Origin of the sequence: Faecalicatena orotica, from assembly GCF_003149245.1 — a bacterium.
Classification (GTDB): domain Bacteria; phylum Bacillota; class Clostridia; order Lachnospirales; family Lachnospiraceae; genus Faecalicatena_A; species Faecalicatena_A orotica.
Genome location: NZ_QGDL01000013.1, coordinates 119,987 through 146,493 on the forward strand (window position 1 = coordinate 119,987; position 26,507 = coordinate 146,493).

Here is a 26,507-nt window from a genome sequence, read left to right on the forward strand (position 1 = left end):
ATGGATGAGAAAAGGGTGAAAGTGGAAGTAAAGGAACTGACCAAGGCATTCGGCGACCTGCTGGTACTGGACAACATTTCCTTTGATGTATACGACGGAGAATTCCTGTGTATCGTAGGGCCTACCGGGTGCGGAAAAACAACGTTTCTGAACTCCCTGACAAAGGTTTATGACATCAATAAGGGCAGTATTCAGGTAGACGGCGAGGATATCCATCCGAAGAAACATAATCTGGCATATATTTTTCAGGAGTATTCTACAATGGAGTGGCTCAACATTCAGGAAAATGTGGAATTCGGGCTGAAAGCCAAGAAGTTCCCGCCGGATAAGCTAAAGGAACGCTCTGATTATGTAATCCGGATGGTAGGGCTTGACAAATACCGGAATTATTATCCCAGCCAGCTGTCGGCGAGTATGCTCCAGAGGGTGGTTATCGCGAGAGCATTTGCCATAGAGCCGGATTTACTCCTGATGGATGAGCCATATGGGCAGCTTGATCTGACACTAAAGTATAAATTGGAAGATGAATTGCTGAAAATGTGGAAGGAAATCAGGACAACGGTCCTGTTCATCACACATAATATAGAGGAAGCCGTTTATCTGTCTGACAGGATTATCGTCCTGACAAATAAACCAACTCATATCAAAACGGAAATCATTAACGATCTCCCCCGTCCGAGAAAGGTATCTGATCCGGAATTTGTAGCACTTCGTAATCAAGTTACGGACCTGATAAAATGGTGGTAGCATGGACAAGTATAATTTAATTATCATAACCCCGGACCAGATGCGCGCCGATTATCTGGGATGCTACGGGCACAGTACAATAGGCACAAAACATATCGATGCCCTGGCACAGAACGGCGTCCGGTTTAAAAATATGTACTGTGCGGCTCCGCTTTGCGGACCGAGCAGATGCAGTTTCGCGACAAGCACGTATTTTTCAGAGCATAATCACAGAAATTACTGGTCCACGATCTCCCCGTCCGTGCCGAATATCGTCACATCACTGAAACAGGCCGGGTACAGAACAGGGATGTTTGGGAAAAACCATTTATTCACATACTCGGAACTGCCAAAGCTCTGGGACAGTCTGGACGAAGTCTGTCTGGGCAATTACGATGGACATCCCAAATATGAACATTCTTATTCCTCTTTTACTCTGGAAAAAGACCATCCTTTCAACATTACCCACAAACTGACGACAGAAGCAATTCAGTTTGTGGAAAACTCCGGGGAGGAACCGTACTTTCTGTGGATAAATTATCAGGACCCCCACCCGGCGTTTTGCTGTCCGGGCCCATATGATACCATGTTCGATCCCTCAGAAATCGAAGTGCCGGAGAGCTTCTATGCTTACGACAGTAAGAGCCAGCCGGTAAAAAATGAGGTGTTCCGTGTGCACTCGGAGATGGATCAGTGCACGGAAGATGACCTGAAAAAGGCAATCGCACATTATATGGGACAGATCAGGTATGTGGATGACAATGTGGGAAGGCTTTGCGATGCACTAAAAGAAAACGGTCAGGATAAAAAGACAGTGATTCTGTTTTTTTCCGATCATGGAGAACTGCTGGGAGACTACAGGATGACCCACAAAAATCCGACATTCTATGAATGTCTTTCCCATATTCCGGCCATCCTTGTCCATCCGGACGGGCGATGGAAAAATACCGTGTTCGGCGGGCTGAGTGAGGAAGTAGATATGGTTCCCACCCTGCTTGAAATACTGGGCGTACAGATTCCCCCGACAATGGTGGGCAGATCCTGGGTACAGGCTCTGGACGCAGGCGATGATACCGGCAGGGACACCATTCTCTGCGAGGCAGGAGGCGGATGCCCGACCTGTCAGGAACCAATCGAGGGCTTCACCATAACGGCGCCCCATGCCCCGACCTCGTTCGGGCCGGGTGCGATGATCAGGAGGGGAAACCTGAAACTTTCTGTTTATGCAGATGACCTGGGTGAACTGTACGATCTTGAGAAAGATCCGCACGAACTCCATAATCTTTACCATGACGATTCTTACCGGGCCGTCAGGGATGAAATGACACTGCTTTTGCTGAAACGCGTCATGAGCGTAAAAGTCAGAGACATCCATAAACTGGACTGGGACTATCCGCAGTATCCATATGATGTCAGGTTCGAACCACTCGAATCATTCGGGGCCGTGCTGGAAGACATCCGGGCAAGCGGTGATTATTCCTGATAGATAATATTGAAATGCTGGTGTGCGGACATCACTTCGGAAGAAGGAAGAGAGACATATAAAAGTACATAATCCGGGATGTTTCCTGTCGCCGGATAGCGGACCAAGTGATATTATATAAAAAAATTTAGAAAAAAATAAAAAAATGTTAAAAAAGGGGTTGCATTTTTATTTTTTATCATATATAATATCACTTGCGTCACAGTTAAAGGATGCAGACAAAAATTAAGAAATACGCGCGATTAGCTCAGTTGGTAGAGCACCTGACTCTTAATCAGGGTGTCCAGGGTTCGAACCCCTGATCGCGCACTTGAAGCACTGTTTTCGCGGAGTCCAGAGCCGCGGGGATGGTGTTTTTTTCGGTCAAAATGCGAAAAATAAAAATCAGAATAAAAATGTATGGAAAAGGCAGATGCAGTAGAGCACCCGCCTTTTCCTCTTTCCTATATAAAATTATGCTGAAAAACTTATTTTAAATCTAGCAGTTTTCCAGAAAATGCAGGCATTTTCAGAACAGCCTTTCCGTTTTTGATCTTCCAGCTTTGGCCTTTTTTATAAGAAGTTTCTCCGCCATAGCAGTCCATATCGCTTGCGATCAGCAGTTTCAGTTCGTGTCCTTCCCCGACCGGTAATTCGTAATCTTCGATATCTTCCCCGGAGAAATTGAATACTGCGGCGGTTTTTTCTTTTCCGTCGGAGCGCATGAAGGCATAGATGGCCTTTTCCTCCTGATGGCAGTCAAGCCACTGGAAGCCGGACCTGTCAAAGTCAAGAGCGGACAGGGACGGATGCTCCAGATAAAGCTTGTTGAGTGACTGGATGTAATGGTGAAAGGCATCATGAAGGGGATACTTGAGGATATCCCAGTCCAGTTCCCGTTTTTCATCCCACTCTCGGAACATGGCCAGTTCGGTTCCCATGAAGTTCAGTTTCTTTCCGGGATGCGTCATCATATAGAGGTACAGGGCCCGTGCCTGCGGGAATTTCCCGTCGTATTCACCGAACATTTTCTGGATGATGGTTGCCTTGCCGTGGACAACTTCATCGTGTGAAAACGGCAGCAGGAAATGTTCGTCATAATAATACTGCATGGAAAAGGTTAGTTTGTGATAGTCCCTGCCGCGGTAGAGCGGGTCTGTGCGGAAATATTCCAGTGTATCGTTCATCCACCCCATGTCCCATTTGTAATCAAACCCAAGACCGCCGTCTTCCGTCTTTTTTGTGACGCCTGCGTAAGCGCTGGAATCTTCTGCGGCCAGAATGACAGTCGGGTAAGTTTCCTTGATATAGCGATTCATGTTTTTCAGAAATTCGGTGGCATTTACGTTGATTCCCCGCTGGGGGTCGCCCTGCCAGTAAATGATATTGTTGATGGCATCCATGCGCAGTCCGTCGAAATGATATTCTGCAAGCCAGTAATTTGCGTTGGACTGCAGGAAACTCTGGACCTCACCTCTGGAATGGTTGAAGTTTTTGCTTCCCCAGGAGCTGACACTGACGTCGCTGTTCGGGTACTCATAAAGCTGTGTTCCGTCGAAATCAGCAAGGGCGTAGTTATCGACTGCAAAATGGACCGGAACGAAGTCCAGTATGACACCGATATCATTTAAATGACATTGATCAATAAAGTATTTCAGGTCGTTTACCGTTCCGTATCTGGAGGTGGGACTGAAATAGCCGGTGCCCTGATAGCCCCAGGAGTCGTCCGAGGGGTGCTCGCTGACGGGAAGGACTTCGACATAGTTGTAACCGTATTCTTTGAGATAAGGAATGAGCAGGTCAGCCGTTTCGGCATAAGTATACCAGCCATTTTCGTCATTTTTATTCATTTTCCAGGAACCGAGGTGCATTTCATAAATATTGAGGGGACTGTTCTTGCAGTCGGTTCTTTTTTTCATCCATTTTTCATCGTGGAAGGTATAACTGTTCAGGTCACGCACAACGGAAGCACTCTGCGGGCGGAGTTCCATTCCGTAGCCGTATGGGTCGCAGTGGTCTGTGCAGCTGCCGTCGTTTTTATAGATTCTGTACTTATACAGCATACCGTCTCTCATGTTGTCGAGCGTAATCTGCCAGAACTGGCCATTATAAATCTTTTCCATCGGCGTATCGGTCCAGCCATTGAACTCCCCGATCAAACTTACCTTTTGGGCCGCAGGGGCAAAGACAGTAAATACAGCTTTGTTCCCGGTGAGCCGGCATCCGAGGAATTTATAGGCATCAAATATTTTTCCCGTATAAAATCCGTAATAATCCATTCATATCCTCCCGTACTTGTTCTTTTACTATAATAGTTTAATTGACTACCGTCGTTTTTCTTAGTACTATTATCATTATAAAGGATCTAGAGATGGAATCAATCGACGATTTTTGAAAGGAGTATGTTATTCGACGCTTTCGGGATATTGTTGGATAACTGTGGAGTTTATGGACTTAAGAGTGAAGAAGACAAGAAACAGCATTATCAATGCATTTATTGAACTGCGCTCAAAAAAGGAGCTGGAACGGATTACGATAAAAGAGCTGGCAGAGCTGGCCTGTATAAACAAAGCCACCTTCTACCAGCATTATAAGGACATCTATGATTTATCGGAAAAATTAGAGCTGGAAGTGCTCACTTCGGCAATCCAGGATATGAACCATCCAGAAAATCTTATCTCAGACCCGCGGGAGGGTGTCATGGAAATTGCAAATGCCATTCTTTCCCGGCGCCCGATGCTCGACATCCTGTATTCCGGCACGAGAAGGCCGCTGCTTGTGGACCGTCTGGAACAGCTTCTGAAAGAAGTGATATACAGTAACTGTCCGGAATATCAGGGCGATCTGGAAAAGGACCTGCTGTTTACCGTCCTGATTCAGGGCACGTTCCGTGCCTTCGAACAGCATATGAACGATGAAAACGAGAAAGTATTGGAGATACTCGCAAACATCAGCGAAAATATGCTGCGAAGTTGAATTTTAAGAATATTCTGAAAACGGACTGCAAAGGGGTCAGACCCCTTTGCAGATTCCATCGTCTTCATAAAGTGCATATTCGCCGTCAGGATATCCGATTGTTTGTTTTGTGCCCATATCGATTTTTTCTACGCATTCTGCTGCATCAACTATTGGTATGTTTTTTCCGCTGCGGATGAATAAGGAAACTTCGTTTAGTGCGATTTCTACATAATGGTGGCCCTTTGGCAGTTCTTTCTCGGAGATGTTTCCGTCCGGAAGGAATTTTATGAACTTCATGTTTTCCGGGAGGTAGACGTATCTTCCGGCGGCATTCTGGGTGTAGACGGGGGCGATCATGATTTCGTTTCCGATCATGAGCTGGTCCTCGACCTGTTTTGCCATTGCATCTTCCGGGTATTCGAATGCGAGCGGCTTAAAATACATATCGTCGTTTAAGGCGGCCTTCATGTATTCGCTGTAAAGGTATGGCAGCAGGCGGTAGCGGACGGAGATTACATGCCGGAAATCTTCGATGTTTTCAAATTGGTAGCATTCCTGCTCTCTTGTCCCGAGTGCGGCGTGGTTGCGCATGAGCGGTGTGAATACGCCGAGCGCCAGCCAGCGAAGGACTAAGTCTCTTGTCGTATCGGAACCGAAACCGCCTAAGTCAGCCCCTGTATAGAGGAAACCGCACATGTTGAGGGACGGCATTATTTTCAGGTTCAGAAGGATGTGTGACCACCAGGACTGGTTGTCGCCGGTCCAGATTCCGCCGTAACGGTGCATTCCTATGTAGGAGGAGCGGGAGAACATCAGGATTCTCTTGTCAGGAACGATTTTATCAAACGCTTCTGATGCCGCGCGGGTCATGTTGAAGCCGTACAGGTTGTGGACCTTGTCATGGCGGATTTTCTTTCCGTTAACCTCATGGTAGAAACGTTTGTAATCGTCCGGATTATTGGCGAGGCCGATCACCTTGTCATTGAGGAGGAAGCCCGGTACTTCATCCTCTTTTTCAAGCAGGTCTTTAAAATAGCTCTTCAGGTCATCGACTCCTTCGGGAGTGCAGAAGATTGCCGGTTCATTCATATCGTTCCAGAATCCGTCGATTCCCTGGGAGATCAGTCTTTCATACTTGCTTCCGAACCATGCGCGGGCATCAGGATTCAGGACATCCGGAAAATGTGTCCAGCCCGGCCATACTGCGGCTACAAATTCACTTCCGTCTTCCCATTTGCAGAAGTAACCTTTTTCTTTCCCTTCCTCATAAATATCGTATCCTTCCTCAATCTTGACACCTGCGTCAATGATAGGGATCAGATGGATATTCTCCGCCTTCATTTCATCTACAAATCCTTTAAAGTCAGGGAAGTTTTCCTTGTTTACAGTAAAATCTTTATAATTGTCCATGTAGTCGATGTCCATATACAGCATATCAATTGGGATGTGGTTTTCGCGGTATCCCTTTACTACATTTTTAAAATCTTCTTCGGTTGTATATCCCCAGCGGCTTTGTCCGAATCCGAATGCAAACTTTGGCGGGATATAGCTCTGGCCGATGATTTTACGGAACTGTTTTACAATATCATAGGCGTTGTCACCATCGATGACATACAGGTCAAGGTCCGCATCTTCGCAGCTGATTTCCAGCCGGTTCTGCCTTGTATAGCCGATGTCAAACCGCATTGCGCCGGGGTAGTCGAGAAAAAGACCGAAGGTTTCTCGTCCGGAAACGATGATGAAATTGTGTGCGCCATATAAGGAATTCTTGTTTTCGGTGTGATTTGGGTCGTCGCTGCAATTGCTGATATAGAGAAAACCTCTCTTGTTAATGCCTCTGTTGGCCTCGCCCAGACCATACACGATGTCTTCCTCCTCCATTTCGCAGGTGAAATGAAAACCGTTATTTAAGGAAATGCTGCCGTGTTTCGGGGAACCTGAAGCAGGTTCTAAGGCTTCGGTAACTGCCCCGGTTTCAAATGGACTTCCATATACATACTTCTGAATCATTTTCGTGACCTCCTGATATACAATCTGTATTACTGTTTACAGGCACGCCTGTAACACTTTTTTATCAGTATAAGAAAAAAAGATTGAAATATCTTGCATTATTACTTAAAATAATAACACAATATTGAGGTTGTGGAAAATCTGCGTATGTTTCTTAAATGCGTGCAGAGACGGGAGGATTTATATGAATAAGGATCATTCTCTGGAAGAAGATGTCAGGCACGGCACACAGGAGCGGCCATTGACGGCCATGCATTTTACCACCGGGCCGGGAACGATTTACCCGGAACATTTTTATGTCGAGAGACACTGGCATCATAATGTTGAGATCTTAAAGGCCATAAAAGGAAGTTTTTTAGTCGAGCTGAACCTTGAAAATTTTGTTTTGCAAGAGGGGGAGATAGGTTTTATAAACAGTGGTGAGCTCCATCAGATAGAGGGAACCGGACAGGATACCGTGCATGACGTTCTTATTTTTAACCCTCATATACTGGAATTTACTTATCAGGATGAATTTCAAAAAGAGTTTGCGGCACCGCTGCTCGCACATGTTTCTTCGCTTCCGAGGGTGATCGGGCCGCGGGATGGGATATACAGGAAGATATCGGAATTGTTTGATCAGGCGGCAGAGTGTGGACTGGAAGAAAATGAGGGGTGGTATTTCCGGGCAAAGCTCTTTTTGCTTGAAATGATGTATGAACTGGACAGGAACCGCAGGATGGTGGCGGCAGCGAGTGTTCTGAATGCATCGGAGAAAGAGCGGATTGACCGGTATAAAAAGATTGTTTCCTATGTGGAGAAGCATTATATGGAGAAGATTACTCTGGAACAGCTGGCCGGGGAGGCGCAGTGCAACCCGCAGTACCTCTGCCATTTCTTTAAGGAGATAGCAAATATTTCGCCCGTTCAGTATCTCATCGGATACCGCATAGAAAAGGCAAAGGAGATGCTCGAGGATACGACGAAAACAGTGCTGGAGGTGAGTCTGGACTGTGGGTTTGAGAATGTGAGTTATTTCATCCGGCAGTTTAAACGGGCGGCAGGAATCACTCCGCGGGAGTATCGGAAACAGCTGTAGAAAATAAAAGATAAGAGTTTGTGATTTGCTATTGACTTTTACCTTCTTATGTTATATATTTATAACAACAAATGTGATATATTTATAACATAAAGGGCTGCAAAGAGAGCACAGTAAAATGCGGCAGGCCTGTCAGGAGGAGGGATTAGTATGACAAAAGCGAAAAAACATAATCCACTGTCTTATTTAGGATGGCTTGGGCTGGTCGGTGTAGTGGGGACCAATACAGGAGACTGGCTGCTGCAACTGTTTCTGATTTATTTCTTTTTCTTCATTTACACGAATATGCCAGCTGATGAGTTGTTTTGGATGAATGTAAGAAAAGCGGGTTTCAGGGCGTTTATTTTTGAAGTGGCAGCCAATAGCCTTATATTGGTTATCGTTGCGGTTCTCGAACATATAAAGTATATTTCGGCTGACATGGTTACGCTGGTTATGAGGCTGTATCTTATCAGTTTTGTGGCAGCGATGGCAATTTTCATTGCTATGCTCTGGCAGATCAACCGGCAGGAAAGAAAATATATGGAGGAGTAGGATGCTAAAGACAAAGATAAAAGAATACCGGCTGGCATTCGACTTAAGCCAGACAGATCTGGCGGAACGGGTGGGGGTCAGACGCGAGACGATAGGGCATTTGGAAAACGGACGTTATAATCCGTCATTGAAGCTGGCGATGGATATTGCCCGGATCTTTCAGGTTACAGTAGAAGAACTGTTTGAATTCGAGGATGAGTGAAACTGGCTGAAACAACGAATATTTTCTCCATGAAACAGAAGCGCCCTGTACCAAGCGGTACGGGCGCTCTGTCTGTGGTTATTTGTTTTTTTCCTGAATTAGTTCTCCGTTTTCGAAGTACAGAGTTTTGTCTTTAAACTCGAGTGTCCATTTGCACGGGGAATCTTTCGTCCCGAGTTCATCTTCCCATCCCATGCTGTCGCTCTCATTGTTCAAAATCCGTGTAGCTGACAGTACTTTAAAGTAAGTGCCGTTACGATTTGTTTCACCGGAAAAGACTATTTCGTGTCCCGGTTTTATGGTCATCTGGAGATAGGCCTTGTTTTCTCTTGTGCCGTAGCTTAATGTTATATCCTCATATTTTACTTCACCGTAGGTACGGGGAAGCAGTACGAAAATAGCAAGCAGCAGTACTGCGGCAGCGCCCGCGCAGGCGGCTGTGATTCTGTGTTTCCTTTTTTTCTTTATCTTCTTTATCAGGCCGGCATCTTCGATTTCCTCTTCCGATACGGCTTTAGCTTCAGGAATTTCGCCCTTCATTTCCAGATAGTAGATTCTGCATTCTTTACAACTTTTCAGATGTTTTTCGATTTCCCTGTTACTTTCTTCGCTTGTCAGACCGTCGATATACAGCGGGAGCAGGTCCCGGATCAGTTCACATTTCATATTGGCTCTCCTTTCTGATTTTCTGTTTGCCCCGGTAAAATGTTACACGTGCCCAGTTTTCGTCTTTGCCCAGAATTTCCCCGATTTCCTTAAAACTGAAATTCCCGTTTAGCCTTAAATACATGACTTCTCTCATCGGCTCTTCGAGGGCGTGAAGCAGCTTGTACAATTGAATCGTATCCATTTTCTGAATTGCGGCTGATTCCGGTGGCTGCTTTGGAGAGGGGATATCTTCTGTTAGTTCCGTGTGGTTTTCTCTCCCTCTTTGCTTCAATTCTCTGCACCACAGATGCTTCGCGATCTGGCATAGCCAGACATAAAGCTTACAGTCCCCGCGGAAACTTTCTATGGACTTCACGGCCTGGAAGAAGGTTTCCTGTGTCAGTTCTTCTGTTAGCTGGGTGTCATGGCAAAGGCTAAACAGATATTTATATACCTGCGGCATATATTTCTTATAAATCTGTTCCATGTCTTTCATGTCCTACCTCCTTGCCTATAAGTGTCCCTGAAAAGTAATTCGTTACAACTTTTTTATTTTAATTTTCCAGCTGCATTGAAGTGCTGCCACCTGATGGTGGGCTTCTATGTGGTCCATACATTCAAAGAAAAATAGTAAAAGCCCGCCTGTGCTCCTGATACACAGGCGGGCCTTAAAAACTTCTTAATCCGCATTAGGATATTCGTTACAAAGCAGCCGGTAGGCCTCTTCATCCTCTTCGATCTCCGGGAAACGTCCGATCTCTTTATTATAGAAGAAGTTATCGTTATCGTCATCATTGCACATAGAAACTTCACCCAGAAGCACCGGGCCGCCCGTCTCAGGTACGATAAAATCATGGTACATATATGGTGTAATCGTAATGCTCTGTCCCGGATGCAGGCAGACTTTTGTTCCGGCAGGTACGGATTCTGTCTTCCCATCCGAACATACGACAACATCCGTATCCAGCATTTTTTCATCCGGTGTACCGTTATATACGGTTATGTATACATCGTTGCCGCCCCGGTTGATAATATCCTCCATCTTACTTACATGAAAATGCATGGCCGCTGTCTGGCCTTCGTATAACATCAGGAGCTTTTCGGCATATGTTTTTTTATATTTCTCAGGCATCTTCAGGTTGCCGTTTCGGATCGTGAATAGTGAGAAGCCGATCTCGTCAAATCTGCCGAGACCAAAGTCTGTAATATCCCACCCTAATTTGTTGTCTCGTATCTCATCATATTCATGGCCGGTGTTGTGCCAGTCTTCGGGCGTCCAGCAGGCAAAGGGCGGCATTTCAAATCCATGCTCTTTTATCAGGCTTTCCATGTCCTTGATGACCTGGTTGATTCGGGAACGTTTCATACGGGTAATCCTCCTTGATTCAGATAATATTATTTTGAGTCTGCCGGCTTTTCTTTCCGGCCGCTTTTCCTATTTTATCATAATATACGGTTTTATGTGCAGATAACGCTATATTCAGAGAAATTTCCCTAAAATCGTATTTTTTTCCTGTTTCATATTCTATTAGAAAATCAATTCCCTGTAATTCTGCCTAAAATCATAGTTTTCTCCATTGAGGGAGGGGATGCTTTTCCCTATAATGAACACATCCTAAGAAATACGGATTCCGGAACGTATCAAGAAAAGGGGGAAGAAAATGGGCAAGAGAAAGATGGGGAAAATTAAGGCGAAATACCGCCTGTTCCTTATGGCAGTGCCATTCATAATCTTTGTGTTTGCTTTTTCCTATGTACCGCTCTTTGGATGGATCTATGGCTTATTTGATTATAAACCGGGGCTTTCATTAAGTGAGATGGATTTTGTGGGGCTGAAGAACTTTGCAAAAATCATCACAGACTGGAGTGATTTGTCCAGAGTTTTGCGTAACACTTTGGTAATGAGCGGTCTTGGCCTGCTTGCAGCGCCGATTCCAATGTTCTTTGCCATACTGCTCAATGAAATCAGAAGGCCGTTATTTAAAAAGTTTGTGCAGACCACCACGACATTACCTTATTTTATTAGTTGGATTATCGTATTCTCGTTGAGTTTCGCGATTTTCTCCAACGATGGGCTGATTTCCAACATTTTAAAGCTTATGGGTTCATCTGAAACATTTACAAGTATATTAGGAAAAAATAATGCAGTATGGATTTTCCAGTGGTTTTTAGGCATATGGAAATCTGTAGGATGGAATGGAATTATTTACATAGCGGCTATTGCGGGAATTGATGCAGAGCTTTACGAAGCCGGCCGTGTGGATGGGGCAAACAGAATACAGCTGATAAAAAATATCACAATACCGAGTTTGTATCCCACATTTTTTGTACTATTGCTGCTGAGTATAAGCAACATATTAAACAATGGATTTGAGCAGTACTTTGTATTCTTTAATCCTCTTGTTGCGGACAAGATAGAAGTTCTGGACTACTATGTATATAAAGTGGGAATTTTAATTAATGACTACTCATACTCAACTGTACTGGGCATGTTGAAGACGATTTTAAGTATAGTACTGCTGTTTTCGGCAAATAAGCTGTCGAAAAAGCTTAGGGGCGAATCAATCGTATAGGAGGAAGAGATGAAAAAGAAATTTTCAGTATTTGATGTCATAAATTATACGCTTTTTGCCCTGATTGTGATTGTCTGTATTTATCCGTTTTACTACGTTATCATTTATTCAATAAGTAATCCTGAGCTGGCTTCACAGGCAGTTCTGCTGCCAAAAGGGTTTACACTGCAGACATACAAAACGATTTTTTCATTGAATAACATTCTGGGCGCGTTCGGGATTTCAGTAGCAAGGACAGTGCTCGGAACAGGGCTTACAGTAATCTGCACTACATTTCTTGCATTTTTGATGACGAAGCAGGAGATGTTTGCCAGAAAATATGTATACAGGTTTTTTATGATCACCATGTATTTGAATGCCGGACTGATTCCATGGTATTTAACGATGAGGGCTTATGGACTGAAGGATAACTTTTTACTTTATATTATCCCAAGTGCAATATCAGCTTATTATATGATTCTGATTAAGACATATATGGAATCGCTGCCTATGTCGCTGGAAGAGTCAGCCAGAATAGACGGAGCCGGGTATTTCCGGGTATTCTGTTCGATCATTTTCCCGCTGTGTAAGCCGATTGTAGCGACAATTGCTATATATGCGGCGGTTGCACAGTGGAATAACTGGACGGATAACTATTTTTTGGTAAACGAAGAAAATTTGCAGACACTTCAGATGATTCTTTACAATTATATTAATCAGGCACAGAATGTGGCGAATGTGTCAGCCCAGACATTGTCTGATGCGGCAACGGCAGTTAAGGTTACACCGATGGCTATCAAGATGTGTATTACAGTTATTGCGACGGCACCGATCATGTGTGTATATCCGTTCCTGCAGAAACATTTTGTAAAAGGAATCATGATGGGGGCTGTGAAGGGGTAAGAACAGAAAAAAAAAGGAGAGATTAGGATGAAAAGAAGAATGAAAAAACTGACGGCAATGTTACTATGTGCAGCTATGGCAGTGTCCATGCTTGGAGGCTGTGGAAAAGGAAAAGAAGATGAAAGTGGCAAGGCTAAGAAAAGTGATGCAAAATCAGGCGAGACAGAGATTACTTTCTGGTGCAAGGATGCAATTTCGACAGGTGTCCAGGAGACGGCAGTTGCAGATGCGATCGCAGAGAAAACAGGTGTCCGCTTAAATGTTGTAAACGGAGATGCCCAGAAGTTCAAGGTACTTCTTGCAGGTGGCGACCTTCCGGGAATTGTAAATAGTAATTATGGTGACCTTGGGGTATCCTACAACGAACTGCTTCAGAGCGGACAGCTCATTGCATTGGATGAACTGATAGAAGAGCATGCTCCGAACCTGAAAGAAAAATATGCTGAAGCCATTGAATATTCCAAACAGTTTTTGAGCAGTGATGGTAAGCTGTACTATCTGCCGATTAACATCAATGAACTGACAGATACGAAAGTAGTTGACAAGACGGGGGCAAACTTAGGACTGTTTACCCGCTATGACCTGTATAAAGAGATTGGTTCCCCGAAGATTACCAATCCCGATGAATACTTAGACGCACTGAAGGCAATGCAGGATGCAGAGCCGCAGACTGAAAATGGTACAAAGACTTATGCCCTTTCCGGCTGGAGTGACTGGGGACTGTGGATGTGGACCATTCCATATCAGGCAATGAACGGCGTTATCAACTGGTCTTACGGTATGTGCTATGACCTGGAAAATAAAGTTCCTATGGCAACATATTATTCAGACCCATTTTGGGAAGCAATGGAGTTCTACAATAAAGCCTATAATATGGGAATTCTTGACCCGGAAATTTTCACCCAGAAGTATGATAACTACATGGATAAGCTGAAGACAGGACAGACGCTTGTCACATATGCGAACTGGCTGGCAACAACAGGGAATGATGCATATGCAGCAGAAGGCAATGGCGATAAAGGCTTTGAGCTGGTTCCCACCGGTATGAACTACATGTATAACGCCTATGAAGGAGATAAGCCATATGGCTGGGGACAGGATTATCCACTGGCATTGACCAATAACTGCGAGGACCCGGTCAAGGCGATTAAGATGATAGATTATCTTTTCAGCGATGAGGGCGCAAGACTTTTGAACAGTGGTGTGGAAGGTGTGCATTGGGAAATCGTGGACGGAGTTCCTCAGATGACTCAGGAATACCGTGACGGCGTAGCGGCGAGTTCAACATATACCCAAAGCGAAGGTCTGGTTTACAAAAAGCTTTCTGGATTAAGCGCAAGCCAGATTTTAGAGGATGGCTATCCGGCAGGACTGCAGCTTGCACCGGAGGAAGTAGAGAAATCATTGCACGAAGTAGATAAAGAATTTCTGGCAGACAGCGGGGTGGCTGATGCAGTATATCCCGGACAAGTAGTGGAATCAAAGATTAACTCTGGCGAATACAGGATGGTAACAGAAGTAGACCTGACTCCAAACCTGACAGCAGAACCTTCAGATGAGACGAAAAACCTGTCTGCACAGGTAGATGAATATGTGAAGGTTGGCGTTGCGGATGTGGTGATGGCTTCCAGAGAAGATTTTGAAACGAAAAAGGAAGCATTTATCAAAGCGGTAGAAGAGAAAGGGTATGCAGACGTCGCAAAAGAAATGGAAGGAATCTGGGCTGATGCACAGAAAGCAGCAGCAGACTTTGCGTCGAAATAGACAGTCCTGAAGTAATTATCGACTCGTACTGATAAGGCGCTGCCCGGTATGGGCAGCGCCTTTCTCAGCTTATAGGAAAGTGCGCCTCAGGCGAGTCAATCAGGGTTATGGTGACAGCAGTCCCTTTTCCTTCCTCGGAATCAACGGTCAGCCCATAGGCATTTCCATATTGAAGCTTGATTCTGCGGCTGATGTTCAGGATTCCGATTCCGATGCCTTCCGGCAGGGCGGAACGGTCAAGGGGAGTCGTGCAGTCGGCATGGGAAGCCAGCAGGTTCTGAAGGACTGAAAGCTTATCAGGAGAAATTCCCAGCCCGTTATCCTTCAGGAGGAGATAGATAACCCCATTCTTTTGGACACCGGTCAAAGTAATTGAGTTCTTAACGTCAGCCGAAGGGTTAGAGTAGGTGATTGCATTTTCCACCAGAGGCTGTAATAAAAGCTTGGGAACAGGGCAGTTTAATATTTCAGGGGCAATATCTGAGGAAAAGGCAATCGGCTCTCCCGTACGGTAATTCATAATACACAGATAATTGGTCAGATATTGCAGTTCTTCTTTCAGGCACCAGGTAGTTTTCGTATTACGAAAGAGAGGCTGTAGCATATTTCCAAGAGCCGTCACACATTGAGCAATATTGTCAGCCTTACTGACGATTGCCATCCACTTAATGGTATTCAGTGTATTGTAGAGGAAATGTGGGTTCAGCTGGTTCTGGAGGTTCTGCAGTGCTAGCTCATGGCGCTCTTCCTGTATGACCTGATTTTCCCTGACCAGTGTCTGGATATTCTGGGACATCTGGTTAAACTGATATGTAAGAAATCCGAAATCAGAAGACCTGGCCTCATCCATCCTGACTCCTATCTGCCCGCTTCCCATTGTCTTCATGGCACTGATGAGGGCATTGAGCGGACGGGTGATGGAATAAATCCAGAACATGCTGATAACAAGTGCCAGAATAACGAATAGAATCAAAAGCCATGCAATCAGCGCCTTAAGTTTGTTGATATCCTTGAAGAGGTCGTTGTAAGGGACCTCATGGATAATAGAAAGACCGTAATTTTCATAAGGATAGTAAATAATCTGGTTATTCTCATTAAGAGCTTTATTATCCCCCTTTTCTAAAGTAAGGGATACTGCATTTTTACTGTCCATAGACTGCATTTTAGCGGTGGTTCCTATCAGGGACTTATCGGCAGCGGAAATAATCCTGGAGTGGGCATCCAGAAGCATGCTTTCGCCGTCTAGTTTTTTTGAATCATCGTGGTAAAGGGAACGCAGATAGGATTCTTGTATGTTAACAACTACATAACCGGTGGTATTCTGGATTGTTTTTAGTTTCCGTCCAAGGGAAATATAGCGCGGCAACGCAGAATTAAAAGAGGAACCGGGAAAAAAATCTTTGTAGTTAAAACCACCGCAAAGCACGGGGCCATCCGTAGTTTTTATATCATCATAAAAGGAAGACTGGTAGAAAAAGTTGGAATGCCCCCTGTCATTTTGAAAGAAATTTTTTTGGTTGCTGGATCCGATGATAATGCCGTTATCCCCATAGTATACGATAGAATGTATGTATTCATAGTTCGTCATCAGCTCAGTAAAATAACTGTAGACATCATTCACCAGACGTACATCATCAGAACTGTCTATCTCATCCAGATTCAGTTCATCTGAAAAATAGGAGGATACAAGTATGCTGCGGCTTACGGTGTTGACCGTGTCCAGCACATGAGTCAGATTGGACTCCAGCTGGGTCAGGGAGCGCAGGGTAGACTTTTCAGACTGTTCCAAAAGTGTATTGGCAGTATAGCGGTAGAAAATAAATGCAAACAAAAGAAGGATAAATACACTGGTCAGCATGAAGGAAAGCATAAGCTTAGATTTCAGTTTGAGGCTCATTGCCTTATCTTTCAATAATCGTAACATTGCTTTTCTCCTTTATATTTTCTGCTGTAAAAACAGACAGGATTTTTTATGCTCATTTGGTGTCTTCCCTGTATATTTTTTAAATGTTTTGCCATAGTAGCCTTCATCAGAAAAACCACATTGATATGCAATCTCATAAGTTTTTAAGGATGTATTTTGTAAAAGCTCCATAGACTTTTCAATGCGGTAGCGGTTCAGATATTCGGAAAAAGATATTCCAAGCTCCTTTTTGAATACACTGCTGAAATAATTCGGGCTTAAACCTACCATGACAGCAACATCATTTACCAGAATCTGATTCTGGTAATTCTCCTGGAGATATTGAAGCGCCTGTACAATCTCCCGGCTGTATGTAGCCTGTTCAGAAGAGTGATGTTTTAATTCCACAATGCAGTCAAGCAATTTTGCGAGCATATCATGATATCCGCTGGCAGAGGCGAGCAGCTGGAGAAAATAGCGGAGCTGCTGATAGGATTCTTCTTCATTCAGCCGGAGGTTATTCAGGTAAGCGGTAAAGCTGTCAAAAAATAAGTCTCTTACTTTTTGACTGGTAAAATTGCCTGTAAAAAGTCTCTCCAGAGGTTCCAGGACGAAGTTTCTGGAATATGCATCATCCTTTAGGACAGAGAAGGCACGCCCTGTTTTGGACAGAATTGTCTGGCACAGCGTCTCCTTCCACGTATTGCTGTAGTAATTGACAGAGCCCGGTTCCATAAAAAAGCCATACTCAGAAAGAGACAGGCATTGGCTGTAAAGATTTTTCAGGCGTGTGAGGTCCTGTTCCATTGTGCTTAAGTAAAAGCGGGGGGTGATATTAAAATAATTCTTCATAATTGTCATAATCTCTTCAAGGACATCTGCTATCGGGGCGAACACACGAGTCTCCCTGGGGGAATGGAAAAGAAGCAGATAGCGGGAGGGCGTTTCGTGGATAACAAGACCGGACTGGTTTTTCGCCAGGATTTCATTGACGATATTCTGTATGGAAAATTGGATCAGCTTTCCGGATCTGTCATTGTATAAATCCTGTAAGTGCTCATACTGGTCAATATCCATCAGGGCAATGGCAAGATCATGGGAATGGATTGTGACATGATGGCTTTCTAACGTAGAAAGGCAGTCCTCAAGCACCGGCAGATTATAGGAGAGATAGCCGAGCAGGCTGCTTTCCAGAATATCGTTTAAGCTCGCAGGAGAAACGGACTGGCTTTTAGTCAGATACTCTTCGTCTAAGGCTTTACGGACAGACAAAAGAACGCTTTCCATTTCTTCAGAAGTCATTGTAAGCTTCAGGATATATCCACTTACACCAAGTCGGATTGCTTCCTGGGCAAGAGAAAAATCTTCCAGACAGGAGAGGATGATAATCTGGGCAGGGTTGCCGGTAGAACGTATATTACGGATTAATTCAATGCCGTCCATGAATGGCATTTTGATATCGGTAAGAACCAGATCAGGGAGAGTCTGCTGATAGAGTTCCCAGGCAATCTTGCCGTTGGAAGCTTCATTTACTACACACATATTGAACTTCTCCCAGTCAATAGAGGCACGGATACCGGTTCTGACCAGCATTTCATCTTCAACAATTAACACTTTATACATAAGGCAAACCTCCTGATTCTTGATGGATATATTTTTAAGTATAACAAGAAATCATGAAATAACAAGCATAAAAATATCAAAACATATTTGATAGAAAAATAAAGGAAAGGGAAACAAAATGAAAAATGGAAAAATTGGATTAGGTTTGATTGGCGCAGGGAGGGCAGGCATGATCCATGCCAGAAATTACAGATCCTCTGTCCCACATGCATATATAGCAGCAGTGGCAGATCCCTGTGAGGAGAATGTGCAGTCAGCACTTAAAGAACTGGAAATTGAAAAAGGCTATGCAGATTACCGGGAGCTGCTTGAGGATTCCGAGATTGATGCAGTCATCATTGTCACTCCTACAAAGTATCATTGTGAGATAGCTGTGGCAGCGGCAGAAAGGGGAAAGCATATTCTTTGTGAGAAGCCAATGGCAATGACGGTTTCGGAATGTGAATTGATGGAAGCAGCGGCAAAGAAGAACCATGTGATTCTCCAGATGGCATTCATGCGGCGGTTTGACAGTGCTTTTATGGCGGCGAAGGCAGTTGTGGAGAGCGGGGATATCGGTGATGTGGTTATGGTGCGCTCCAATACAAGAGGCCCCAGCATCCCGAAGCCGTGGATGTATGATATCCAAAAAAGTAATGGCCCTCTTGCGGAGGTCAACAGCCATGACATCGATACACTCCGCTGGTTTACCGGAAGTGAATTCAGGACTATATATGCAGTGGGCGGGAATTACCGGTGCCCTGATGCAAGGGCGGACTTTCCGGATTTCTACGATAATGTGATTCTTTCGGCAAGCTTTGAGAATGGGATGCAGGGGATGATTGACGGTGCTCAGGGTGTACTTTATGGATATGATGCCAGAGCCGAGATATTGGGGACAAAAGGGTGCATTTATCTTGGCAGGACACAGGAAAGGGGAATCACGGTATGCAGGAGCGATATGCGTAAGTATGATGAATTTACAAACAGTTGGAAATTTCTGTTTAAGGATGCATATTTGGAGGAAGATATTGATTTTGCAGACTGCATTCTGAATGCGCGGCAGCCGAAAGTGACAGGGCATGACGGCAAGATGGCGGTCAAAGTGGTGAATGCGGGCAATGAATCCATTAAGTCCGGTCAGATCATTACTTTGTAACAGAAGACCCGGGAATCAGTAAGGAGGAAGAGAACGTGAACAAAATCGGGATTTATTTTGCATATTGGGAGAAAGAATGGGAGGCTGACTACTGCTATTACATAGACAAGGTCAAAAGTCTGGGGTTCGATGTACTGGAACTGGCAGCCGGATGCCTGCCGGATATCGGAAGCAAAGGACGGCAGGAAATCAGGAAGCGGGCTGCGGATGCAGGTATAGAGCTGACCTACTGCATCGGTCTTCCGCCTGAATACGATCTGGCATGTGAAGAACTGTCTGTGAGGAAAAACGGGATTCAGTATGTAGGGCAGCTGCTCGACTGCATCCATGAAATGGGAGGCGATACGCTGGGAGGGATTGTCTATTCCTGCTGGCCGGGCCCGGTTGTGACATACGACGAGAAAATGCGTTCAAGAGAGCGCAGCATTGCTTCGGTGAAAGAGATAGCGCAAAAGGCAGAAGACTATGGCATTCAGTACTGCCTTGAAATTGTCAACCGGTTCGAGCAATACCTCCTGAATACTGCATCAGAAGGCGTTGATTTTGTGAAAGAAGTGGGAAGTCCCAATGTGAAGCTTCTTTTGGATAGTTTCCACATGAATATTGAAGAGGATTCCCTTTATCAGGCTATCACATGTGCAGGAGAGCGTCTGGGGCATTTCCATATCGGCGAATGTAACAGGAAGACGCCGGGACAGGGACGCATGGATTGGGACGAAATCATAAAAGCACTGGATACGATTGACTATCAGGGGAAAATCGTGATGGAGCCATTTTTAAGGCCCGGCGGTCAGGTAGGGAAGGATATTAAAATCTACCGTGACCAGAGCGGGAATGCATCAGAAGAGCAGATGGATATTATGGCGGCAAATGCCCTCAAATTTATAAGAAGAAAATTGGAGTGTGTAAAATGAAAAAGATAAAAGTAGGTATTTTAACAATGTCAGATGGCAGAGATTATCTGCATCAGGAATATGAACAGATTAATATGGAATATCAGGAGGACATCAAGGAGGCCCTGGAAGGGACGGGCCTGTTTGAAGTAGTGGCGGGGAATCAGCCGATTAACAGTAACGAAGCTGCAAAACGGGAGGCGAAGAAGCTGGAAGAAGCAGGAGTTGAAGCTACAATTTTCAATTATACGATCTGGTGCTATCCGCAGTATACGGCGGTTGCCCAGAACTTTGCCCCGGGTCCCTACCTTCTGTTCTGCAATCTCCATCCGTCAGAGTGCGGCATGGTGGGAATGATGGCGGCAGCAGGTACGCTGGAGCAGCTGGATGTGAAGTTCAAAAAACTCTGGGGCTCTGTCAAAGAACCGGAGGTTCTGGACAAAATGACAGCATTTCTGAAGGCAGCTGCGGCTGTTAAAAGGCTTAGGGGAATGACCTTCGGTAATTTTGGCGGACGGCCGCTCGGAATGTATACAGCCGTCGCGAATCTGGAACAGTGGCAGAAGGAGTTTGGCATTGACGTAGAGAATGTGGAGCAGGACGATATTATCCGTGCAGGCGAGAAGGCGGCAGATGAGAAAGTGGAACATGCATTCGCCTGGCTGAGTGAACTGACAGGAAAAATAGAGTATGACGGTGAAGGACTGACCCCGGAAAAATTGAAGCAGCAGATACGTTCCTATTACGGACTCAGAGACATCATTTCAAAACGGGGACTGGACTTTATCGGGATTAAAGCACATGGGGACCTGACAGACCGCTATGTGACGATGGACCTTGCAGAAGCGCTGTTAAATGACCCTTATGATTTTGACGGCCCGAAGGAGCCGATTGTAGCGGCTACGGAGTCAGATATGGACGGCGCGCTCACCATGCAGATATTCAAGCTTCTGACAGGAATGCCGGTTTTGTTTGCAGATGTCCGCCACTATGATAAGGAGAACGATGTCTGGTTTTTCTCCAATTCAGGAACACATGCCACATATTTTGCAGGCGCTTCTATGGATCCGGGGGAAAATCTGAAGAATGTGACATTATATCCCGAGACACACTATTATCCCGCAGGAGGGGCAAGTGTACACCATTTTGCAAAGGAAGGTGAGGTTACTTTAGCCAGGCTTGCAAGGAAAAACGGAAAATATTCCATGACAATTGTACCGGCTAGGATTGTACAGTTTGACAAAGAGAAGATGGCAGAGATGGGGAATACGACAACACCTGCATGGCCGGTTGCATTTACCAGAATTCAGGTTCCTGCAGATGAATTTATAGAAAAATTCCCCTGCAACCATATCCACGGTGTATACGGAAATTATGTGGAGGAACTGAAGCTGGCGGCAGAACTGCTGAATATGGACATACAGATTTTACAGTAAAGGAGAGAAGGTAATGTTCTTACATCATAAACCTGAAAAAATGAGAGAGTCAGATTTTCACAATCCTCCGGCAAAGTTCAGAGGCGCGCCTTTCTGGGCATGGAACTGTAAACTGGAAAAGGAGGAGCTGCGTGAGCAGATAGGCTGCTTTAAGGAAATGGGCATGGGTGGATTCCATATGCACTGCCGTACCGGGCTGGACACAGAATATCTGGGTGATGAGTTTATGGAGCTTGTGGCGGATTGCAGCGAAACGGCAAAATCGAAGGATATGCTCTGCTGGCTTTACGATGAAGACCGTTATGCATCCGGGTTTGGAGGCGGATATGTGACAAAGGATATTGCCTTCCGGGAGCGGTATCTATACTTTACTCCAGAAAAAGAAGAGGGTTTTCTGAAAAACCGGGCATCTTTTGAGGCGGCATGTGCAAAGGGGGAAGAACCAAAGGGATATTTTCTGAAAGCTTACAGGATTACTTTGGAAAACGGACTGCTGGATACATATGAGGTATTTGAGGATGAGGAGACAGAGGGCATTGGTTTGTGGTATCTGTACCTTGCCCTTGATGAAAAGTCTTCATGGTATAACAACCAGACATATGTAGATACACTCAATAAGGCTGCTTTAGACAAATTTATTGACATTACATATGAGCGTTATTACGAGAAGCTGGGAAAAGATTTTGGGGCAGGCATACCTGCTATTTTCACAGATGAGCCTCAGTTTTCAGAAATACAGCATCTGGCATTCGCGGAGGAAAGACGGGGGCTTAAACTCCCCTATACGGATGATATGGAGGAAAGCTTTCAAAAGACCTACGGAGAATCCCTGCTTGGGCATCTGCCCGAGGTGATATGGGAGAAATTGGATGGAGAGGCGGCTACGCTGCGTTACCGTTATATCAATCATCTGACAGACCGGTTCGTGGAGGCTTATGCAAAAAATATAGGTGATTGGTGTGAGGCACATAATCTGGCATTTACCGGGCATATGAAGGGTGAGGAAACACTGGCCTCCCAGACGGTGTTTGTCGGAGAGGTCATGCGGTCACTGCGGCATTTCCATATACCCGGGCATGATGTGCTCTGTGACCAGAGGGATTATCCGACTGCCAAGATGGCTCAGAGTGTGGCAAGGCAATATGGCAGATATGGCGGATTGACGGAAACCTATGGCGTGACCAACTGGGATTTTGACTTCAAGGGACATAAGATGTCAGGGGACTGGCAGGCAGCTATGGGAATTGCGGTAAGGGTGCACCATGTAAGCTGGGTATCTATGAAAGGGGAGGCTAAACGGGATTATCCGGCCTCTATCAATTACCAGTCACCCTGGTATAAGGAGTATCCGCTTTTAGAGGATTATTTCGGGCGGGTTAATGCAGCCATGACAAGTGGCACGCCGGATGTGAAAATCGGGGTAATCCATCCGATTGAGTCCTACTGGATGGCATTTGGTCCCTATGAACAGACTTATGAAAAAAGGGAGGCTATGGAGGAGCAGTACAGAAACCTCTGTGACTGGCTTACCTTTGGGCAGCTGGATTTTGATTATATCAGTGAGGCGCTGCTGGAAGAAGAAAAGGGTGCTGCCTATGATGAAAATGGATTCATTATGGGGGAGATGCGCTATCCCGTGGTTCTGGTTCCAGACTGCACGACCCTCAGAAAAAATACACTGAAACGTCTGGCAGATTATGCGGGGAATGGCGGGCAGGTTGTGATACTCGGACATCCGCCTGTCTGTGTGGATGGTATGAAGTCAGGGCAGGGAGAGGAGCTGGCAGCTCTTTGTGAACGGATTCCGTTTGAAAAGGGTACTGTCATGAAAAGGCTGGAATCCTTTCGCAGTGTGGATGTCCTTCTGGAGAACGGAGGACGCTCGGATAACCTGCTGTACCAGATGAGAAGGGATGAAGATGGGAAGTGGTTCTTCCTTGCTCACGGATTTGAAAAAATCCGGGATGGCTTTTGGAGCATGGTAGACTGCGAAGATTATCCGTATGTAGAGAAGCTCCATATACGGCTGGAGGGACTCTATGATCTGACTGTTTATGATGCGATGAGTGGGGAAAATTATCCTTTGCCGTGCAGCCACAGAGACGGGCAGACCTGGTGTGAATATAACCTGGGAGTACATGACAGCCTTTTGCTGCGCCTGCGCCCTGCCGAAAGCGGAGCGGGGGGAAGAGAGGATAAGAAAACGGATAAAAAGCAGGATACAGATCCGGAAAACAGGATGCTGGCAGAGCCGCAGTACCGGACTCGTCTTCCGCAGCCACAATCTGTTACTTTAGAAGAGCCAAATGTGCTTCTGCTGGATAAAGCAGACTACCGTCTGAATGATGGCATGTGGAAAAAAGAAGAAGATATTCTGAAACTGGATAACATCTGCCGTGAGAGCCTTGGTTATCCGCCAAAGGAAGAGGCGGGCGCCCAGCCGTGGACGGTGAAGGATCAGAAAGGATTCCCGGACACCTTGTGGTTAAGATTCAACATAGAGTCAGAGATTGATGTCCCCGCCTGTCTGGCATTGGAAAGCCGGGATGTGACACAGATCTATGTCAATGGCATTCTGGTGGATAAAGAGGCCAAAGGGTGGTTTGTGGATAAGGCCATTGAAAAGGTGGAGATCCCTGATATACATAAGGGGAGCAATACAATCGTGCTTCAGATTCCTTATGGAGAAAAGGCTAATGTAGAGAGCTGTTACCTGTTAGGCGGCTTCGGTGTAGAGGTATGTGGGAAAGAGAAGAGGATTGTCCCGTTACGAAACGAGTATGTATTTGGGGATTTAACCAGACAGGGACTTCCGTTTTACGGGGGGAACCTGACCTACCACTGTAAGTTTGTATCAGAAGGCGGGCGGACACATATCCGGGCACAGTATTTCAGCAGTCCGCTTCTGGGGGTTACCCTGAATGGAAAGAAGATGGGAAGGATTGCCTTTGCGCCATATGAACTGGATTTGGGCGTTTTAGAGCCGGGAGACTATGAGATTGACATTACAGCGTTTGGAAACAGATTCCCGACGTTTGGACAGTTACATAACTGTGATAAGAACTATTCCTGGTTTGCATCCTGCTCATGGAGAACGAAAAATGACCGCTATGCACCGGAGTATCAGATGAAAGAGACAGGAGTCTTAGTGACGCCTGAACTGATTGTACGAGAGGACAGAATATGGAACAGCATTATGTAATAGGGGTTGATATTGGGACACAAGGAACGAAAACAGCGCTGTTTTCGGTTGACGGGCAGAAAGTGGCGGAGAGCTTTGAAAAATCAGAGCTGATCTGTCCGGCTCCCGGGGAGGTCTGTCAGGAGCCAGAGGAAATATACGGCTCTGTCGTAAGGACAATCCGCCAGTCTATAGAGAGGGCAGGGGTGCCAAAAGAAAAGATTCTGGCGCTGGGCATGGATTCACAGATGGCGGGAATCATGGCGGTTGACAAGGATTTTAAAGCTGTCGGACCTTATGATTCATGGCTGGATACGCGTTGTGCCCCCTATATTATGAAGATGAAACAGCAGGCAGAGGATGAAATAATCAGAAAAACAGGAGGTCCCGTTACCTGTACACACGGTCCTAAAATCCTGCACCGGAAGTACGAGTTTCCGCAGGAATACGCCCGTATTGCAAAGTTTGTACTGCCGGGGACTTATGTGGCCGGCCGGCTTTGTGGATTAAAGGCTGAGGATGCCTATATAGACTATACACATCTGCATTTCACCGGATTTGCGGATAACCAGAATAAAAGCTGGGACAGCGGACTGCTTATGGAGTTCGGGATTGAGAAAGAAAAGATGCCGGACATTGTAAGTCCTTGGAAAGTAGTCGGGGCGCTGACAAAGGCGGCGGCAGAGGAGAGCGGACTTTCAGAGGGGACGAAAGTAGTGGCCGGCTGCGGGGACTCAGCGGCATCGGCTCTGGGCGCCGGGATTGTGGAAAAAAATATGATTTATGATGTGGCGGGGACGGCATCTATTTTCGCCTGCAGCACAGATAACTATACGCCTGATCAGAATGAGAAGACGATTTTATTCTCACGGTCTGTCATAGACGGCCTATATACGCCTCTTGCATATATCAGCGGGGGCGGGCTGTGCTTAAAGTGGTTTCTTGAGCAGCATGGGGAAAGCTATGCCTATTGGAACCGGGAAGCAGAGAAGATCGAGGCAGGAAGCCGCGGACTGTATTTTGTGCCGCACTTTTCAGGGCGGACGTGCCCCGGTGTACCAGACATGAGAGGTGCATTCAGCGGACTGTCTTTCTATCATCAGGCAGGACATATGTACCGTAGTATATTAGAAAGTATAGCCTATGAATACCACCTGTACTTTTCCATACTGAAGGAACAGAATCCGCATATAGCCCCACAGGCCATATATGGAGCAGGCGGGGGGACGAAAAGCGGAATTTTCAATCAGATTAAGGCCGATGTACTGGGTATCCCCTACCGGCCGCTGGAGGATGCGGATACGGCCGTGTATGCCAGTGCCATGCTGGCAGCCTTTGGCATCGGAAGGATACCGGATTTAAAGGCAGCAATGAAAGTGCAGTATAAGGAAGAAATCTATATGCCACAAAAAGGAAACAGCGGGCTTTATAAGGGATATGCCAAACAATATGCAAGGCTGCTAAAACTTTTGGGCGAGTTTTACTAATATGTGAAA

Annotated in this window: 21 protein-coding genes and 1 tRNA gene; 15 read left to right on the forward strand and 7 right to left on the reverse strand. The window is 45.6% G+C overall.

Features of this window, described 5'->3' with window-relative positions; all coding sequences use genetic code 11:
- The 3 genes from A8806_RS19540 to A8806_RS19550 all read left to right on the forward strand — a co-directional run bounded on the left by A8806_RS19540 (nucleotide 1) and on the right by A8806_RS19550 (nucleotide 2,518).
- On the forward strand, nucleotides 1-747 hold the full coding sequence (locus tag A8806_RS19540; protein WP_109732851.1) for an ABC transporter ATP-binding protein: 747 nt from the start codon (nucleotides 1-3) through the stop codon (nucleotides 745-747).
- 1 nt (nucleotide 748) lies between these two features.
- Nucleotides 749-2,209 (forward strand): sulfatase family protein, encoded by a 1,461-nt coding sequence (locus tag A8806_RS19545; protein WP_109732852.1) that lies wholly within the window; start codon nucleotides 749-751, stop codon nucleotides 2,207-2,209.
- Between the two features lie 236 nt (nucleotides 2,210-2,445).
- Nucleotides 2,446-2,518, forward strand: a tRNA-Lys gene (locus A8806_RS19550).
- 158 nt (nucleotides 2,519-2,676) lie between these two features.
- On the opposite strand, the gene glgB is transcribed toward A8806_RS19550, so the two are convergent.
- On the reverse strand, nucleotides 2,677-4,467 hold the full coding sequence (gene glgB, locus A8806_RS19555) for a 1,4-alpha-glucan branching protein GlgB (RefSeq protein ID WP_109732853.1): 1,791 nt from the start codon (nucleotides 4,465-4,467) through the stop codon (nucleotides 2,677-2,679).
- Nucleotides 4,468-4,636: 169 nt separating this feature from the next.
- Here glgB and A8806_RS19560 point away from each other — a divergent pair, with 169 nt between their 5' ends.
- The gene (locus A8806_RS19560) at nucleotides 4,637-5,164 is read left to right on the forward strand and encodes a TetR/AcrR family transcriptional regulator (RefSeq protein ID WP_109732854.1); all 528 of its coding nucleotides are present in this window, start codon (nucleotides 4,637-4,639) and stop codon (nucleotides 5,162-5,164) included.
- A gap of 36 nt (nucleotides 5,165-5,200) precedes the next feature.
- Here the strand turns inward: A8806_RS19560 and A8806_RS19565 are convergent, their stop codons facing one another.
- The gene (locus A8806_RS19565) at nucleotides 5,201-7,156 is read right to left on the reverse strand and encodes a glycoside hydrolase family 31 protein (protein WP_109732855.1); all 1,956 of its coding nucleotides are present in this window, start codon (nucleotides 7,154-7,156) and stop codon (nucleotides 5,201-5,203) included.
- A 184-nt stretch (nucleotides 7,157-7,340) separates the two neighbouring features.
- Here A8806_RS19565 and A8806_RS19570 point away from each other — a divergent pair, with 184 nt between their 5' ends.
- From A8806_RS19570 to A8806_RS19580, 3 genes are all read left to right on the forward strand, one after another.
- Nucleotides 7,341-8,234 (forward strand): helix-turn-helix transcriptional regulator, encoded by an 894-nt coding sequence (locus A8806_RS19570; RefSeq protein WP_109732856.1) that lies wholly within the window; start codon nucleotides 7,341-7,343, stop codon nucleotides 8,232-8,234.
- A gap of 150 nt (nucleotides 8,235-8,384) precedes the next feature.
- Nucleotides 8,385-8,768: a DUF3796 domain-containing protein gene (locus A8806_RS19575; protein WP_109732857.1), complete on the forward strand. Its 384-nt coding sequence runs from the start codon at nucleotides 8,385-8,387 to the stop codon at nucleotides 8,766-8,768.
- A 1-nt stretch (nucleotide 8,769) separates the two neighbouring features.
- Nucleotides 8,770-8,970: a helix-turn-helix transcriptional regulator gene (locus A8806_RS19580; protein ID WP_109732858.1), complete on the forward strand. Its 201-nt coding sequence runs from the start codon at nucleotides 8,770-8,772 to the stop codon at nucleotides 8,968-8,970.
- 78 nt (nucleotides 8,971-9,048) lie between these two features.
- Here A8806_RS19580 and A8806_RS19585 read toward each other — a convergent pair whose 3' ends face one another.
- The 3 genes from A8806_RS19585 to A8806_RS19595 form a co-directional block, all read right to left on the reverse strand.
- The gene (locus A8806_RS19585) at nucleotides 9,049-9,636 is read right to left on the reverse strand and encodes a zf-HC2 domain-containing protein (protein WP_109732859.1); all 588 of its coding nucleotides are present in this window, start codon (nucleotides 9,634-9,636) and stop codon (nucleotides 9,049-9,051) included.
- Nucleotides 9,626-10,114 (reverse strand): RNA polymerase sigma factor, encoded by a 489-nt coding sequence (locus A8806_RS19590; RefSeq protein ID WP_109732860.1) that lies wholly within the window; start codon nucleotides 10,112-10,114, stop codon nucleotides 9,626-9,628. The genes A8806_RS19585 and A8806_RS19590 overlap by 11 nt, the downstream gene beginning before the upstream one ends.
- A 183-nt stretch (nucleotides 10,115-10,297) precedes the next feature.
- The gene (locus A8806_RS19595; RefSeq protein ID WP_109732861.1) at nucleotides 10,298-10,984 is read right to left on the reverse strand and encodes a D-lyxose/D-mannose family sugar isomerase; all 687 of its coding nucleotides are present in this window, start codon (nucleotides 10,982-10,984) and stop codon (nucleotides 10,298-10,300) included.
- A 295-nt stretch (nucleotides 10,985-11,279) separates the two neighbouring features.
- Here A8806_RS19595 and A8806_RS19600 point away from each other — a divergent pair, with 295 nt between their 5' ends.
- The 3 genes from A8806_RS19600 to A8806_RS19610 are packed head-to-tail and all read left to right on the forward strand — an operon-like array spanning nucleotide 11,280 to nucleotide 14,837.
- Nucleotides 11,280-12,191 (forward strand): ABC transporter permease subunit, encoded by a 912-nt coding sequence (locus A8806_RS19600; RefSeq protein WP_109732862.1) that lies wholly within the window; start codon nucleotides 11,280-11,282, stop codon nucleotides 12,189-12,191.
- Between the two features lie 9 nt (nucleotides 12,192-12,200).
- A complete protein-coding gene (locus A8806_RS19605) occupies nucleotides 12,201-13,073 on the forward strand; it encodes a carbohydrate ABC transporter permease (protein ID WP_109732863.1) in 873 nt (290 codons plus the stop codon).
- Nucleotides 13,074-13,100: 27 nt separating this feature from the next.
- Complete coding sequence (locus A8806_RS19610; RefSeq protein WP_109732864.1) at nucleotides 13,101-14,837, forward strand: type 2 periplasmic-binding domain-containing protein; 1,737 nt, start codon at nucleotides 13,101-13,103, stop codon at nucleotides 14,835-14,837.
- 64 nt (nucleotides 14,838-14,901) lie between these two features.
- On the opposite strand, the gene A8806_RS19615 is transcribed toward A8806_RS19610, so the two are convergent.
- Together A8806_RS19615 and A8806_RS19620 are read right to left on the reverse strand one after the other, a co-directional pair.
- Complete coding sequence (locus A8806_RS19615) at nucleotides 14,902-16,761, reverse strand: sensor histidine kinase (RefSeq protein WP_109732865.1); 1,860 nt, start codon at nucleotides 16,759-16,761, stop codon at nucleotides 14,902-14,904.
- Nucleotides 16,762-16,773: 12 nt separating this feature from the next.
- A complete protein-coding gene (locus tag A8806_RS19620; protein ID WP_109732866.1) occupies nucleotides 16,774-18,363 on the reverse strand; it encodes a response regulator transcription factor in 1,590 nt (529 codons plus the stop codon).
- 118 nt (nucleotides 18,364-18,481) lie between these two features.
- On the opposite strand from A8806_RS19620, the gene A8806_RS19625 reads away from it, so the two are divergent.
- From A8806_RS19625 to A8806_RS19645, 5 genes are read left to right on the forward strand one after another with little or no spacing between them, the layout of a single operon-like run.
- On the forward strand, nucleotides 18,482-19,501 hold the full coding sequence (locus tag A8806_RS19625) for a Gfo/Idh/MocA family oxidoreductase (protein WP_109732867.1): 1,020 nt from the start codon (nucleotides 18,482-18,484) through the stop codon (nucleotides 19,499-19,501).
- A 35-nt stretch (nucleotides 19,502-19,536) separates the two neighbouring features.
- Complete coding sequence (locus tag A8806_RS19630; protein WP_109732868.1) at nucleotides 19,537-20,415, forward strand: D-psicose 3-epimerase; 879 nt, start codon at nucleotides 19,537-19,539, stop codon at nucleotides 20,413-20,415.
- Nucleotides 20,412-21,830, forward strand: coding sequence for an L-fucose/L-arabinose isomerase family protein (locus tag A8806_RS19635; protein WP_109732869.1), 1,419 nt, complete (start codon nucleotides 20,412-20,414; stop codon nucleotides 21,828-21,830). Before A8806_RS19630 ends, A8806_RS19635 begins: the two co-directional genes overlap by 4 nt.
- A 13-nt stretch (nucleotides 21,831-21,843) precedes the next feature.
- Nucleotides 21,844-25,032: a type 1 glutamine amidotransferase family protein gene (locus A8806_RS19640; RefSeq protein WP_109732870.1), complete on the forward strand. Its 3,189-nt coding sequence runs from the start codon at nucleotides 21,844-21,846 to the stop codon at nucleotides 25,030-25,032.
- Nucleotides 25,014-26,498 carry a xylulokinase gene (locus A8806_RS19645; protein ID WP_109732871.1) on the forward strand — a complete coding sequence of 495 codons (1,485 nt, stop codon included), beginning with the start codon at nucleotides 25,014-25,016 and terminating at the stop codon, nucleotides 26,496-26,498. The genes A8806_RS19640 and A8806_RS19645 overlap by 19 nt, the downstream gene beginning before the upstream one ends.
- Nucleotides 26,499-26,507 lie beyond the last annotated feature (9 nt).

What these genes read in the sequence shown, in the direction of transcription:
- A8806_RS19540 (WP_109732851.1), top strand. Translation starts at nt 1, where the DNA reads ATGGATGAGAAAAGGGTGAAAGTGGAAGTAAAGGAACTGACCAAGGCA.
- A8806_RS19545 (WP_109732852.1), top strand. Translation starts at nt 749, where the DNA reads ATGGACAAGTATAATTTAATTATCATAACCCCGGACCAGATGCGCGCC.
- glgB (WP_109732853.1), bottom strand. Translation starts at nt 4,467, where the DNA reads ATGGATTATTACGGATTTTATACGGGAAAAATATTTGATGCCTATAAA.
- A8806_RS19560 (WP_109732854.1), top strand. Translation starts at nt 4,637, where the DNA reads ATGGACTTAAGAGTGAAGAAGACAAGAAACAGCATTATCAATGCATTT.
- A8806_RS19565 (WP_109732855.1), bottom strand. Translation starts at nt 7,156, where the DNA reads ATGATTCAGAAGTATGTATATGGAAGTCCATTTGAAACCGGGGCAGTT.
- A8806_RS19570 (WP_109732856.1), top strand. Translation starts at nt 7,341, where the DNA reads ATGAATAAGGATCATTCTCTGGAAGAAGATGTCAGGCACGGCACACAG.
- A8806_RS19575 (WP_109732857.1), top strand. Translation starts at nt 8,385, where the DNA reads ATGACAAAAGCGAAAAAACATAATCCACTGTCTTATTTAGGATGGCTT.
- A8806_RS19580 (WP_109732858.1), top strand. Translation starts at nt 8,770, where the DNA reads ATGCTAAAGACAAAGATAAAAGAATACCGGCTGGCATTCGACTTAAGC.
- A8806_RS19585 (WP_109732859.1), bottom strand. Translation starts at nt 9,636, where the DNA reads ATGAAATGTGAACTGATCCGGGACCTGCTCCCGCTGTATATCGACGGT.
- A8806_RS19590 (WP_109732860.1), bottom strand. Translation starts at nt 10,114, where the DNA reads ATGAAAGACATGGAACAGATTTATAAGAAATATATGCCGCAGGTATAT.
- A8806_RS19595 (WP_109732861.1), bottom strand. Translation starts at nt 10,984, where the DNA reads ATGAAACGTTCCCGAATCAACCAGGTCATCAAGGACATGGAAAGCCTG.
- A8806_RS19600 (WP_109732862.1), top strand. Translation starts at nt 11,280, where the DNA reads ATGGGCAAGAGAAAGATGGGGAAAATTAAGGCGAAATACCGCCTGTTC.
- A8806_RS19605 (WP_109732863.1), top strand. Translation starts at nt 12,201, where the DNA reads ATGAAAAAGAAATTTTCAGTATTTGATGTCATAAATTATACGCTTTTT.
- A8806_RS19610 (WP_109732864.1), top strand. Translation starts at nt 13,101, where the DNA reads ATGAAAAGAAGAATGAAAAAACTGACGGCAATGTTACTATGTGCAGCT.
- A8806_RS19615 (WP_109732865.1), bottom strand. Translation starts at nt 16,761, where the DNA reads ATGTTACGATTATTGAAAGATAAGGCAATGAGCCTCAAACTGAAATCT.
- A8806_RS19620 (WP_109732866.1), bottom strand. Translation starts at nt 18,363, where the DNA reads ATGTATAAAGTGTTAATTGTTGAAGATGAAATGCTGGTCAGAACCGGT.
- A8806_RS19625 (WP_109732867.1), top strand. Translation starts at nt 18,482, where the DNA reads ATGAAAAATGGAAAAATTGGATTAGGTTTGATTGGCGCAGGGAGGGCA.
- A8806_RS19635 (WP_109732869.1), top strand. Translation starts at nt 20,412, where the DNA reads ATGAAAAAGATAAAAGTAGGTATTTTAACAATGTCAGATGGCAGAGAT.
- A8806_RS19640 (WP_109732870.1), top strand. Translation starts at nt 21,844, where the DNA reads ATGTTCTTACATCATAAACCTGAAAAAATGAGAGAGTCAGATTTTCAC.
- A8806_RS19645 (WP_109732871.1), top strand. Translation starts at nt 25,014, where the DNA reads ATGGAACAGCATTATGTAATAGGGGTTGATATTGGGACACAAGGAACG.